14 protein-coding genes are annotated in these 11,654 nt (G+C 69.7%); 10 read left to right on the top strand and 4 right to left on the bottom strand.

Features of this window, described 5'->3' with window-relative positions; all coding sequences use genetic code 11:
- From AC2YHJ_RS27700 to AC2YHJ_RS27665, 8 genes are all read left to right on the top strand, one after another.
- Nucleotides 1-176, top strand: a 176-nt coding sequence (locus tag AC2YHJ_RS27700; RefSeq protein ID WP_487399425.1) for a GcrA family cell cycle regulator, incomplete at its 5' end; no start/stop codon positions are given.
- 482 nt (nucleotides 177-658) lie between these two features.
- Nucleotides 659-1,528 carry a DMT family transporter gene (locus AC2YHJ_RS27695; protein ID WP_487399423.1) on the top strand — a complete coding sequence of 290 codons (870 nt, stop codon included), beginning with the start codon at nucleotides 659-661 and terminating at the stop codon, nucleotides 1,526-1,528.
- 243 nt (nucleotides 1,529-1,771) lie between these two features.
- Nucleotides 1,772-2,476 (top strand): class I SAM-dependent methyltransferase, encoded by a 705-nt coding sequence (locus AC2YHJ_RS27690; protein WP_487399422.1) that lies wholly within the window; start codon nucleotides 1,772-1,774, stop codon nucleotides 2,474-2,476.
- Nucleotides 2,477-2,809: 333 nt separating this feature from the next.
- Nucleotides 2,810-3,700 carry a cytochrome c oxidase subunit II gene (gene coxB / locus AC2YHJ_RS27685; protein ID WP_487399421.1) on the top strand — a complete coding sequence of 297 codons (891 nt, stop codon included), beginning with the start codon at nucleotides 2,810-2,812 and terminating at the stop codon, nucleotides 3,698-3,700.
- Nucleotides 3,701-3,722: 22 nt separating this feature from the next.
- Entirely contained in the window at nucleotides 3,723-5,318 is a 1,596-nt protein-coding gene (ctaD, locus tag AC2YHJ_RS27680; protein WP_487399420.1) for a cytochrome c oxidase subunit I, read from the top strand.
- An 87-nt stretch (nucleotides 5,319-5,405) separates the two neighbouring features.
- Nucleotides 5,406-6,302 (top strand): heme o synthase, encoded by an 897-nt coding sequence (locus AC2YHJ_RS27675; protein ID WP_487399424.1) that lies wholly within the window; start codon nucleotides 5,406-5,408, stop codon nucleotides 6,300-6,302.
- Nucleotides 6,299-6,427, top strand: coding sequence for a hypothetical protein (locus AC2YHJ_RS27670; protein ID WP_487399419.1), 129 nt, complete (start codon nucleotides 6,299-6,301; stop codon nucleotides 6,425-6,427). The genes AC2YHJ_RS27675 and AC2YHJ_RS27670 overlap by 4 nt, the downstream gene beginning before the upstream one ends.
- A 394-nt stretch (nucleotides 6,428-6,821) precedes the next feature.
- Nucleotides 6,822-7,436: a cytochrome c oxidase assembly protein gene (locus AC2YHJ_RS27665; protein WP_487399418.1), complete on the top strand. Its 615-nt coding sequence runs from the start codon at nucleotides 6,822-6,824 to the stop codon at nucleotides 7,434-7,436.
- 261 nt (nucleotides 7,437-7,697) lie between these two features.
- Here the strand turns inward: AC2YHJ_RS27665 and AC2YHJ_RS27660 are convergent, their stop codons facing one another.
- The 4 genes from AC2YHJ_RS27660 to AC2YHJ_RS27645 all read right to left on the bottom strand — a co-directional run bounded on the left by AC2YHJ_RS27660 (nucleotide 7,698) and on the right by AC2YHJ_RS27645 (nucleotide 9,961).
- Nucleotides 7,698-8,144, bottom strand: coding sequence for a DUF4214 domain-containing protein (locus AC2YHJ_RS27660; protein WP_487399417.1), 447 nt, complete (start codon nucleotides 8,142-8,144; stop codon nucleotides 7,698-7,700).
- Between the two features lie 57 nt (nucleotides 8,145-8,201).
- Complete coding sequence (locus AC2YHJ_RS27655) at nucleotides 8,202-8,642, bottom strand: nucleoside deaminase (RefSeq protein WP_487399416.1); 441 nt, start codon at nucleotides 8,640-8,642, stop codon at nucleotides 8,202-8,204.
- A gap of 62 nt (nucleotides 8,643-8,704) precedes the next feature.
- Nucleotides 8,705-9,208: a DUF2852 domain-containing protein gene (locus tag AC2YHJ_RS27650; protein WP_487399415.1), complete on the bottom strand. Its 504-nt coding sequence runs from the start codon at nucleotides 9,206-9,208 to the stop codon at nucleotides 8,705-8,707.
- Between the two features lie 123 nt (nucleotides 9,209-9,331).
- Entirely contained in the window at nucleotides 9,332-9,961 is a 630-nt protein-coding gene (locus AC2YHJ_RS27645; RefSeq protein WP_487399414.1) for a TetR/AcrR family transcriptional regulator, read from the bottom strand.
- A gap of 206 nt (nucleotides 9,962-10,167) precedes the next feature.
- On the opposite strand from AC2YHJ_RS27645, the gene AC2YHJ_RS27640 reads away from it, so the two are divergent.
- Nucleotides 10,168-10,878, top strand: a complete 711-nt coding sequence (locus tag AC2YHJ_RS27640; protein ID WP_487399413.1) for a gamma-glutamyl-gamma-aminobutyrate hydrolase family protein — start codon at nucleotides 10,168-10,170, stop codon at nucleotides 10,876-10,878.
- Nucleotides 10,875-11,654: pseudouridine synthase (locus tag AC2YHJ_RS27635; RefSeq protein ID WP_487399412.1), on the top strand; the 780-nt coding region annotated here is incomplete at its 3' end. The genes AC2YHJ_RS27640 and AC2YHJ_RS27635, both read left to right, overlap by 4 nt.

Raw genomic sequence — 11,654 nt, 5'->3', positions numbered from 1 at the left:
TCCCGGCCGCACGGCCGCGGATCGGTTCGCGCAGCTGCTGCTGGCCGATCGGCGAACCGGGCACCAGCGGCTTCCGCTTCTGCGGCGGCGAGCCCATGGCTGGCAAGCCCTATTGCACCGAGCATGCGGCGCTCGCCTATGTGAAGCCGCGGGATCGCCGCGAGGACGCTGCGTAGTTTTTTGAGGCCCTCAGACGGCGGGCGCGGCCCATCCGGGCCGCTTGCCTTCGCGCCATGCACTGGTGCGTTGGCGACGGCTGACGGTCTGGGCGCGGTCGCGCTGTGCGCTCCTGGCCCGAGGCATTTGCCTCGGGCCTGTTTTTTGACCCAGACGGCGAGCGCTGCGCATCCGCGCGACTTGCCTTCGCGCCGTGCACTGGCGCGTTGGCGGCGACTGCAGGTCTGGGCGCGGTCGCGTTGTGTGCTTCTGGCCCGAGGCATTTGCCTCGGGCCTGTTTCTTGACCCTCAGATGGCGGGCGCTGCGCATCCGCGCGACTTGCCTTCGCGCCGTGCACTGGTGCGTTGGCGGCGACTGAAGGTCTGGGCGCGGCCGCGCTTGCGCTCCTGGTCTGAGGCATGCGCCGTGCGCGCGGCGCGGTGCCGATGCGCGCCGTGATGGCTTCCGCCGATGCCGCAATGCGGCAAGACTGGACCGGACATGCAATCGCGCCTGGCCGGGGTGGCGCTGCAATTGGCGGCGCTGGCGACCTTTGTCGCCATGGATACGCTCATCAAGCTGCTGACCGCGGGGTATCCCGTGACGCAGCTGATGTGGGCGCGATTCCTGTTCGGCTTCCTCACCGTCGCCATCGCGCTGCGCCTGACCACCGGCCACTTCCCCTGGCGCAGCCGGGCGCCGGGTTGGCAGACGCTGCGCAGCCTGACGCTCGCCGCCTGCAACTTCCTGTTCACCAGCGCGCTGGTGCATATCCCGCTCGCCGATGCGACGGCGGTCGGCTTCGCCTCGCCGCTCTTCACCATCACCCTGGCGGCGATCGTGCTGAAGGAGGCTGTCGGCTGGCGGCGCTGGGCCGGGGTCGCGATCGGGCTGCTCGGCGTCATCGTGCTGCTGCGGCCGCCCTTCCTGTTCGCGGGCGCGCCGGTGCATTGGGCGATGATCCTGCCGCTCGGCACCGCGGCATTGTTCGCGGTGTACCAGATCCTGACGCGGCGGCTCGCCGGGCTGGATGATCCGCGCACCACCATCTTCCATACCAGCCTCGCCGCCGCGGTGGTGATGTCGGCGACCACGCCCGTCGCCTGGACATGGCCCTCGGCCGGGGGTTGGGGGGCGCTCGCGCTGCTTGGCGTGCTGGGCGGCGCGGGGCACGGGTTGCTGGTGATGGCCTTCACCCGCGCGCCGGCCAGCCTGCTGGCGCCGATGTCCTACACCCAGATCATCTGGGCGGTGCTCGCCGGAGCGCTGGTCTTCGGCGACGTGCCGGATGCGCTGACGATGGTCGGCATGGCCATCGTCGCGGTCGGCGGCATCCTGGTGGCGCTGCCCGATCGCAGGCGCAACGCCTGAGCCGGACGCCGTCCGGCAGGTCTGTGCCGCTGGTCCGGGCCGAGTCCCCGGCCTTTGCGCCGTCCGGCGAAGGGTGGGCGGTCGCGCTGTCCGCCGCATTCTCCCGTGCTGCGCGAGCGCGTGCTTGCGCCGTCGCCCCTGGTGGTCTAGCCAAGTGACGCATCGCTTGCATGGTTTCGGCGCCCCTTGGGCCAGCCGGGTTGCTGCGGCCCCGGCGCACGGGGCGCGGGCGTGAGGGGATCGATGGCGGACATCGGATTGGCCAAAGGGGCCGAGGAACGCGGCCATGCCCGCGCGGCGCTCGACGCCGCCGGGGTGCGCGAGGCCTATCGCCGCTGGGCGGGCGTTTACGACACGGTATTCGGCGGCGTTTCCGGCGTCGGGCGCCGGCGCGCCGTGGCCGCGGTGAACCGCCTGTCCGGCGCGCGCGTGCTGGAAGTCGGTGTCGGCACCGGGCTCGCTCTGCCGCAATACCGGCGCGACCTGCAGGTCGTCGGCATCGACCTGTCGCGGGAGATGCTGCAGAAGGCGCAGGAACGCGTCGCCACCGAGCGCCTGGCCAATGTCCGCGGCCTGGTCGAGATGGACGCCGAGCGCATGGCCTTCGAGGACGGCGCCTTCGACATCGCTGTGGCGATGTTCACGGCATCCGTCGTGCCGGACGCGAAGAAACTGTTCGCCGAGATGTCGCGCGTGGTGCGGCCTGGCGGGCACCTGCTGTTCGTCAATCATTTCGCCGCCGAGGGCGGGCCGCGCTGGTGGATCGAGCGCGCCATGGCGCCGCTGTCGCGCCGACTCGGCTGGCATCCGGATTTCGCCCTGTGCGACCTGTTCGATCCGGGGACGACCACGGTCGAGAGCATCGAACCCTGCCCGCCGGTCGGCATCTTCACGCTGGTGCAGATGCGCAACCCGGCGGCGCTGCCGCAGGCGCTCGCCGCGGAATAGGCGGCCGGCACGGCGCCTGGCGCATGCATCGCGACCGTGCTGCGGAAGGCCGGCGGCGGTCGCCTCCGTGCCATTGATGCCGGGCAACGTTTCGACTGCGCAGGATTGCCCGGCAAACGGGCGTGCTCACTTGTGCGGTGCGGGGTGGCGCGACTATGGTCCGCGCGCGGCGCCGGGCCTTGGGACCGGCGGCGTGCGCGCGCTCATGGCCAGTTCGGCGGCCGGTGACGCGGGTGCGGAATTCTTGGGGTTGCGCGGTGACGCGCACGGGTTAGGAGTGCGCGGTGACGCGCACGGGCAATGCTGATGCGGCGACGCGCACGGGGAATGGTGATGCGGTTGAGCGACGGGAAGCGCTTCGGGGCGGCGATGGGCGGCCTGATGGCCGCGATGGCGGCGACGCCGGCATTCGCGCAGGGCATGGTGGGTGCGCCTCACGCCTGGGGCATGGGCCTTCAGGAGGCCGGCGGGCCGATCAAGGAAGCGATCCACGACTTCAATAACCTGATCTTCGCCATCATCGTGGTGATCACCGTCCTGGTGCTCGCGCTGCTGGCCTGGTGCGTCTGGCGCTTCCGCGCCGAGGTGAACCCGACCCCGTCCACCACCAGCCATCACACGCTGCTGGAAGTGGCCTGGACCGTGGTGCCGGTGGTGATCCTGCTGGTCATCGCGATCCCGTCCTTCCGGCTGATCTACTATGAAGACCGCACGCCGAACGCCGACATCACCATCACGGTGCAGGGCCGGCAGTGGTACTGGCACTACACCTATCCGGACCATGGCAACTTCGCCTTCGACAGCTACCCGATCCCGGAGGACCAGCTGCCGCCGGAGCGCCGCCACCTGTACCGCCTCGCGGTGGACAACGAGCTGGTGATCCCGACCAACGCCAATGTCCGCGTGATCACGCAGGGCTATGACGTCATCCACTCCTTCTTCGTCCCCGCGCTCGGCGTGCAGCGCTACACCATCCCGGGCCGTGCGCTCGAGACCTGGATGCGTGCGGATCGTGAAGGCGTGTTCTACGGCCAGTGCAACCAGATCTGCGGCACCAACCACTGGTTCATGCCGATCGCCGTGCGTGCCGTGAGCCGTGCGGATTTCGACAAGTGGGTGGCCGAGGCGCGCACGCGCTTCGCCCGCGCCGACGAGCCCGCCGCGCCGGCGCTCGCCGCCCCCGCCCAGACCGACACTGTCCAGATCGCGGAGGCGCGCCGCTAAGGCGCGATCCGGAGGAAGAACGATGGCCACCGCAACCGACGCGCATCACGACGATCACCACGACCACAAGCCGGGCTTCGTGTCCCGCTGGCTGTTCTCGACGAACCACAAGGACATCGGGACGCTCTACATCATCTTCTCGGTCTTCGCGGCGCTGATCGGCGTGGGCATCTCCGTGCTCATGCGGCTTGAGCTGCAGCAGCCCGGGATGCAGTTCTTCGCCGACGGCCAGATGTGGAACGCGCTGGTGTCGGCCCACGGGCTGATCATGGTGTTCTTCGTGGTCATGCCGGCGCTGATCGGCGGGTTCGGCAACTGGTTCGTGCCGATCATGATCGGCGCGCCGGACATGGCCTTCCCGCGCATGAACAACATCAGCTTCTGGCTGCTGGTGCCGGCCTTCCTGCTGCTCGGCGCATCCGCCTTCATCGGTGAAGGGCCGGGCGCGGGCTGGACGATCTATCCGCCGCTGTCGTCGAACCAGTTCCACCCGTCGATGGCGATGGACTTGGCGCTGTTCTCGCTGCACCTCGCCGGTGCGTCGTCGATCATGGGCGCGGCCAACTTCATCACCACCATCCTGAACATGCGCGCGCCGGGCATGACCCTGCACAAGATGCCGCTGTTCGTGTGGTCGATGCTGGTCACCGCCTTCCTGCTGCTGCTCGCGGTCCCGGTGCTGGCCGGCGCGATCACCATGCTGATCACCGACCGCAACTTCGGCACCGCCTTCTTCAAGCCGGAAGGCGGCGGCGACCCGGTGCTGTTCCAGCACCTGTTCTGGTTCTTCGGCCACCCCGAAGTCTACATCATGATCCTGCCGGGCTTCGGCATCGTCAGCCACGTGATCTCGACCTTCAGCCGCAAGCCGGTGTTCGGCTACCTCGGCATGGCCTACGCCATGGTCGCGATCGGCTTCGTCGGCTTCATCGTGTGGGCGCACCACATGTTCCAGTCGGGCATCGACGTGGACACCCGCGCCTACTTCATGGCGGCGACGCTGGTGATCGCGGTGCCCACCGGCATCAAGATCTTCTCCTGGATCGCGACCATGTGGGGCGGGTCGATCGACCTGAAGACCCCGATGCTGTTCGCCATCGGCTTCATCTTCCTGTTCACCGTGGGTGGCGTGACGGGCGTGGTGCTCGCGAATGCCGGCATCACCCAGGTCCTGCACAACACCTACTACGTCGTGGCGCACTTCCACTACGTGCTCAGCCTCGGCGCCGTGTTCAGCATCTATGCCGGCTTCTACTACTGGATCGGCAAGATGAGCGGGAAGCAGTACCCCGAGTTCTGGGGGAAGGTGCACTTCTGGCTGACCTTCATCGGCGTGAACCTGACCTTCTTCCCGATGCACTTCTCGGGCAACCAGGGCATGCCGCGCCGCTACCCGGACTACCCCGAGGCGCTGACCGCCTGGAACATGATCGCTTCGGTCGGCGCCTACATCTCGGCTGCCTCGCTGATCCTGTTCCTCTATGTGGTGTGGCTGACCTTCCGCTCCGGCGAGAAGGTGGCGGCCAACCCGTGGGGCGAGGGCGCGACCACGCTCGAGTGGCAGGTTTCCTCCCCGCCGCCCTTCCACACCTTCGATGAGCTGCCGCGCATCCGGTAAGGTGCGCTATCCAATGGAGTAGCCATGAGCGACGCCGCCATGGAACCGGGACAGGGGGGCTCAGCCCCCCTTCCTGCGTCCTACGACATGTCCGAGGTGAGTGACTGGATCGCGCTGCTGAAGCCGCGCGTGATGTCGCTCGTCGTCTTTTCGGGGCTGGTGGGCATGCTGGTCGCCCCGGGTGCGACCGCGATGCACCCGGTGCTGGCGGTGACCGCCATCCTGTGCATCGCCGTGGCCGCCGGCGCCGCGGGCGCGATCAATATGTGGTACGACCGCGACATCGACGCGGTGATGCGCCGCACCGCCAAGCGCCCCATCCCGGCCGGGCGCATCGCGCCGGGTGCGGCGCTCGCCTTCGGCATCTGGCTGTCGGTCGCGTCCGTCACCGTCATGTGGATGGCGACCAATGTCGCGGCGGCCTTCGTGCTGGCGCTGTCGATCGCTTTCTACGTCTTCGTCTACACCATGTGGCTGAAGCGCCGGACGCCGCAGAACATCGTCATCGGCGGCGCCGCCGGCGCCTTCCCGCCGGTGATCGGCTGGGCCGCCGTGACGGGCGATGTGACGCTGGTGCCGATCCTGCTGTTCGCCATCGTCTTCTTCTGGACGCCGCCACATTTCTGGTCGCTCGCGCTGTGGGCGCATGACGACTACGCGCGGGCCGGTGTGCCGATGCTGCCGGTGACCGCCGGGGCCAAGGAAACGCGCCGGCAGATCGTCATCTACGCCGTGCTGCTCGCCCCGCTTGGGCTCGCACCGTGGCTGGTCGGCTTCTCCGGGCCCGCTTATGCCGTGGTGGCGGCGGTGCTGGGTGCGATGTTCCTGCGCCACGCCGTCGCGGTGCTGCGCGATGCGCAGGATGAGGCCGGGCGCAGCCTGACGCGCGACGCCCCGGCACGCGCCTGCTTCCGCTTCTCGCTGGTCTACCTGTCCGTGCTGTTCGCGGCGCTGGCGATCGACCGCCTGGTGCTCGGCACATGACGCCCGACGAACGCAGCGTGTTCGAGAAGCGCCGCCGTGGCCGCAACATCGCGATCCTGCTGCTGCTGATCGGCCTGTCGGCGCTATTCTATTTCGTCGGCATGGCGCGGCTGCTGCGCGGCTGAGATCATCATCATCGGCGGCTGAAGGCCGCCGATGATGAGTCGTTGTTTTGCCCTCAGACCGCGGGCACGGCCCATCCGGGCCGCTTGCCTTCGCACCATGCACTGTTGCGCCGGGGACGACGCTTGGTCTGGGCGCGGTCGCGCTTTGCGCTCCTGGCCCGAGGCGTTCGCCTCGGGCTGCTTTTGTTTGTCCCTCAAACGCCGGGCGGCCCGCATCCGCGGGCCTTGGCTGCGCGCCAAGCACTGGTGCGTTGGCGGCCGCTGCCGGTCTGGGCGCGGTCGCGCTGTGCGCTCCTGACCCGAGGCCGATGCTTTGCGAAGGGTGCGCTACGCGTGCGGCAGGCGCGTCGCCATCGCCCTTGCCAAGCCGCTTCCCCAGGGGCAGATGGACGCCATGGATGAGACACGCGCCGGGGCGATCAAGCGCCGCAACAGGCGGGCCGGCTTCGGCATCGCCGCCGTCGCGGTGGGGATGGTCGGCCTCTCCTTCGCCTCGGTGCCGCTCTACAACCTGTTCTGCGCCGTCACCGGATACAACGGCACGGTGCAGACCGGGCAGGCCGCGCCGGGTGCGACCGAGCGCACAATCAACATCCGCTTCGCCGGCCAGACCGACCGCAACCTGCCCTGGAACTTCCGGCCCGAGCAGGCCGCGATGACCGTCCGGTTGGGGGAGGAAGGGCTCGCCTTCTATTCCGCCACCAACCAGGCGGCGACGCCGGTCACCGGCATCTCGGTCTACAACGTGACGCCGGAGAAGGTCGGGCGATACTTCCACAAGGTCGCCTGCTTCTGCTTCGACGAACAGACGCTCATGCCTGGCCAGCGGGTGGACATGCCGGTGTCCTTCTGGGTGGACCCTCGCATCGCGGAGGACCCCAACACCCGCGAGGTCACCACCATCACGCTGTCCTACACCTTCTTCCGCACCATCGAGGACGCGCAGCGTGCCGGCGCGCTGGCGAATGCCGGTGAGCATGTCGGGCGGGCGGGGGCGCGGACGAACTGATGCCGGAAAGGGGCTTTGCCCCTCTCCGGACCTCACCCCACCAAAGGCCTAAAGGCCTCTGGACACCTCGACCTGGTGCCGGGCGCGATGGTCGGATGAGGATGGGCAAACTGCGTCCTGCCCGGCGGAAGGCATGCCTGCGGGCGCCGGAATCATCAGTTCCGCTTTAGGATCGCCGCAGGGCACCAAGTCCCCGCGGTCCAGGGGCCCGTTAGCCCCTGGCGGGGAGGCTTGGAGGGGCAGCGCCCCTCCAATCGGCCTTCACCCGCCCTTCCGCTCCAGCCGCGCGATGCGGGCTTCGAACTGCGCCGCCTGGTGCGTCGCGACCGCCGCCAGCGTCTCGGCCAGCAGGCGCTGCGCCTCCACCAGGGCCGCAGCTTCCATCGTGGCGAGCCCATCGCGCAGCCGGGCGAGTGTCCCGGCCAGGTCACCCGGCGCGGCGGTCGCAGCCAGCGGCACGGCCACGGGTACCGCCGCCGGTGCTGCCGCATCGGGCCAGCGCACATCGACGCCGAGGTTCCGCGCCTCCTGGCTGCTGGCGACCTCGTCGATCAGCGGGCGGCGCATCTCCGGCCGGTTCTCCGCGCGCTGGAGGTAGTGGCGGTAGCCATCCTCGTCGGGCCAGCGGTTCAGGATCACCGTGTAGAGGTTGACGACGAACTCGTGGTCACTGCCGCCGAGCAGGTCGTTGCCGTTCACTTCGCGCATGACGTTCCGCTTCACCCCGTGCTGCGGTTCGATGAATGGCTGCCCGCGCGCCGAGGGTCAACGCCGCGCGGCGAAGAAGTCCCGTAGGAGCGTCGCGCAGTCGGATTCGCGGACGCCGCCGACGATCTCGGGGATGTGGTGGCAGGAGGGTGCGGCGAAGATGCGCGCGCCATGCTCCACCCCGCCGCCCTTGGGGTCATAGGCGCCGAAGACGATGCGCTTCACCCGGAAGAAGGACGCCGCCTGGGCGCACATCGGGCAGGGTTCGAGCGTCACGGTCAGGGTGCAATCGGGCAGGCGCGGGGAGCCAAGGCGCGCGGCGGCGGCGCGCAATGCCAGGATCTCGGCATGGGCGGTGGGGTCGCTGCGGGCCTCGACCTCGTTGCCGGCGCTGGCGAGCACGGCGCCGGCGGCATCGGTGACGACGGCGCCGACCGGGACCTCGCCGCGCGCGGCGGCGGCGGCGGCTTCGGCGAGGGCGATCTCGATCGGGGTCATGGCTGACCCCTAGAACGGAAACCGCCCGGCTGGAAACCAGCCGGGCGGCGAAGCCGGGGCGATCAGCCCTGCTGCGGCTCGGGTCGTTCCGGCGGGCGCGTCCGGCGGTCCGTCATGAACTGCTCGAACTCCGCGCGGTCCTTGGCGAAGCGCAGGCGTTCCAGGAAGGCAGCGAAGTCCTTCTGCTCCTCCTCCAGCCGGCGCAACGTCTCGACGCGGTATTCGTCGAAGGCGGCATTGCCGGAGGAAGGCTGTTCGTCGCGGCACCAGCGCGGCCAACCGCCCTGATCCATCGGCGCGCCGCCGCCCGGCCCCATGCCGTAGCGCCGCGCCCAGCGGCGGCCGAGCCGCCCGCTGCCGATCATGAAGAACAGCATGGCGAGGCCGATCGGCCAGAACAGGATGAAGCCAAGGATCGTGGCCCCGATCAGCAGGGGCTTGGGCGCGGTCCAGGGGCTCCACGCGGCGCAGGGGCCGGCTTCGAAGCGGTCGTCCCGCCAGCGGCGCTCGCGGCGCTCGCGACGGCTCGGGTAGTCGGCGGCGTCGGGATAGGCGGAGGCGGACATGGTGCTCCTCATGGTTCGGTCTTGGGGATGGTTCGGCCTGCGGGATGTAAATGCAAGCGACATTTACATTGGGGGCCATGGCCGGACCGGTCAAGGGAAAAGCGACGCCAGCCGAACGATTCCTCAGCCGCCCGGCGAAAGGCTCAGGCTCTGCAGGTAGATCAGCAGCCCGGCCTCCAGCAGTTCCTCGGGCGCCATGGGCAGTTTCCGGCGCGACCGGTCCGGCCGGCAGAACAGCGAGGCGATACCGTGCGACATCGCCCAGACATGCAGCGCCACCATCAGCACTGGCGGGCGGCGGCCCTCGGGCAGGCGGGCGATCAGCGCCTCCGTGGCTTCGCGCAGCACGCCGAAGGCGCGGTCGGACGCGGCGAGCAGCGGGGGGTGCAGCTCATGCGTGATGCGTGTCTCGAACATCGCGGCGTAATAGGCCGGCTCGCGCCGGGCGAAGCCGAGATAGGCGCGGCCCAGTGCCTCATAGGCGCGCAGCGCGTCCGGCTGGCCGCCGGCCCAGGCGACGGACAGCGCCTCGGCGAAGCGTTCGAAGCCACGTAGCGCGACCTCGGCGAGCAGCGCCTCGGCATCGCGGAAATGGCGATAGGGGGCGCCGGGCGACACGCCGGCCAGGCGCGCGGCTTCGGCCACGGTGAAGCCCTCGGGGCCGTGCTGGCTGATCAGGTCGACGGCGGCGGCAACCAGCGCCTCGCGCAGATTGCCGTGATGGTAGCCGCGCCGCTCGCCGAACCGGGACATGTGAGGATCATTTGCATTGCGCGCGTCGTCGCGCAACCGAGAGGGTCGCCGCCCCTCTCGGACTCTCCCCGCCAGGGGGCAGCGGCCCCCTGGACCACGGGGAATTGGCCCAGAGTGCCTAGGCGGAGTGGTTTGGAGGAGCAGCGCCTCTCCAATGACGCTGCGCCGTGCTGGACGCGGCGCGGCTGCGCTCGCTACCTAGCGCCATGCGCACCCGTCCCCTGATCGGCGTCACCCTGGATTCGGAACCGGCCGGAGGCTGGTCGAAGTTGCCTTGGTACGCCCTGCGGCAGAATTATTTCGACGCGGTGATCGCTGCCGGCGGCCTGCCGGTCGCCTTGCCGCACAATCCGGCGCTGGCGAGTGCCTACATGGATGAGATCGACGGGCTGCTGGTGACCGGCGGCGCCTTCGATGTCGATCCGGCGCTGTGGGGCGGCGGCGCACCGCATCCGAAGGTGACGCTGAAGCCGGGCCGCACCGATTTCGAACTCGCCGCGACGCGTGCGGCGCTTGCGCGCGACAAGGCGGTGCTCGGCATCTGCGGCGGGCAGCAACTGCTGGCGGTCGCATTCGGCGGTACGCTGATCCAGCACATCCCGGACGAGGTCGCCGGCGCGCTCGCGCATGAGCAGCCCAACCCGCGCACCGAAGCGGGGCATGAGGTCCGCATCGCCGAGGGCACGCTGCTGTCGCGGATCGTCGGTGCACCGCGCATGGCGGTGAACTCCGCGCATCACCAGGCGGTGGCGACGGCGGGTTCCGGCATCGTCAATGCGCTCGCCCCGGATGGCGTCGTGGAAGGCGTGGAGCATCCCGGCCATCGCTTCGCGCTCGGCGTCCAGTGGCACCCGGAATATGCGGTCGATCCCCGCGATCCCGCGATCTTCACCGCCTTCGTGGAGGCCGCGCGATGACCGAGGAGAGCGACGATCCGAAGCGCGGCGAGCGCATCGCGAAATGGCTGGCGCGCGCCGGCGTCGCCTCCCGCCGCGATGCGGAGAAGATGATCACCGAGGGCCGGGTGAAGCTCGGCGGCAAGGTGGTGGAGACACCCGCCACCTTCATCACGCCGGGTGACCATGTGACCGTCGATGGCAAGCCGGTCGCAGCACCTGAACGCACGCGGCTGTTCCGCTACCACAAGCCCGATGGCCTGGTGACGACGCATCGCGACCCTGAAGGCCGCGCGACCGTCTTCGAGAAGCTGCCCGCCGGCCTGCCGCGCCTGGTCTCGGTCGGCCGGCTCGACCTGACCAGCGAGGGGCTGCTGCTGCTGACCAACGACGGGGAACTCGCCCGTAAGCTGGAACTGCCATCCAATGGCTGGCTGCGCCGGTATCGGGTGCGCGTGCATGGCCGGGTGGATGAGAAGGCGCTCGCCGCGCTGATCCGCGGCGTGACGGTCGATGGCGTCGTCTATGGTCCGATCGAGGCCGGGCTCGATGCGCGGCAGGGGACCAATGCCTGGCTCACCGTCTCGATCAAGGAAGGCAAGAACCGCGAGGTGCGTCGCGTGATGACGCATCTCGGGCTTGAGGTGACGCGGCTGATCCGCACGGCCTATGGCCCCTTCCAGCTCGGCGCGCTGCCGCGCGGCGCGGTGGAGGAAGTGAACGCCAAGGTGCTGCGCGACCAGCTCGGCCTCGATGCGCCGAAGCGGCTGCGGGACGTCGCGCAGGCGCCGCTCGCC

The sequence above is a fragment of the Roseomonas sp. SRI_022 genome, from assembly GCF_057586215.1.
The sequence above is the reverse complement of the archived record's forward strand: the minus strand, read 5'-3'. Positions and strand labels throughout refer to the sequence as shown.

Excerpts from the sequence above, each read along its gene's own strand:
- AC2YHJ_RS27650 (WP_487399415.1), bottom strand. The coding sequence starts at position 9,208 with ATGTCCGCCTCCGCCTATCCCGACGCCGCCGACTACCCGAGCCGTCGC.
- coxB (WP_487399421.1), top strand. The coding sequence starts at position 2,810 with ATGCGGTTGAGCGACGGGAAGCGCTTCGGGGCGGCGATGGGCGGCCTG.
- AC2YHJ_RS27670 (WP_487399419.1), top strand. The coding sequence starts at position 6,299 with ATGACGCCCGACGAACGCAGCGTGTTCGAGAAGCGCCGCCGTGGCCGC.
- AC2YHJ_RS27665 (WP_487399418.1), top strand. The coding sequence starts at position 6,822 with ATGGATGAGACACGCGCCGGGGCGATCAAGCGCCGCAACAGGCGGGCC.
- AC2YHJ_RS27675 (WP_487399424.1), top strand. The coding sequence starts at position 5,406 with ATGTCCGAGGTGAGTGACTGGATCGCGCTGCTGAAGCCGCGCGTGATG.
- AC2YHJ_RS27695 (WP_487399423.1), top strand. The coding sequence starts at position 659 with ATGCAATCGCGCCTGGCCGGGGTGGCGCTGCAATTGGCGGCGCTGGCG.
- AC2YHJ_RS27645 (WP_487399414.1), bottom strand. The coding sequence starts at position 9,961 with ATGTCCCGGTTCGGCGAGCGGCGCGGCTACCATCACGGCAATCTGCGC.
- AC2YHJ_RS27640 (WP_487399413.1), top strand. The coding sequence starts at position 10,168 with ATGCGCACCCGTCCCCTGATCGGCGTCACCCTGGATTCGGAACCGGCC.
- ctaD (WP_487399420.1), top strand. The coding sequence starts at position 3,723 with ATGGCCACCGCAACCGACGCGCATCACGACGATCACCACGACCACAAG.
- AC2YHJ_RS27660 (WP_487399417.1), bottom strand. The coding sequence starts at position 8,144 with ATGCGCGAAGTGAACGGCAACGACCTGCTCGGCGGCAGTGACCACGAG.
- AC2YHJ_RS27690 (WP_487399422.1), top strand. The coding sequence starts at position 1,772 with ATGGCGGACATCGGATTGGCCAAAGGGGCCGAGGAACGCGGCCATGCC.
- AC2YHJ_RS27655 (WP_487399416.1), bottom strand. The coding sequence starts at position 8,642 with ATGACCCCGATCGAGATCGCCCTCGCCGAAGCCGCCGCCGCCGCCGCG.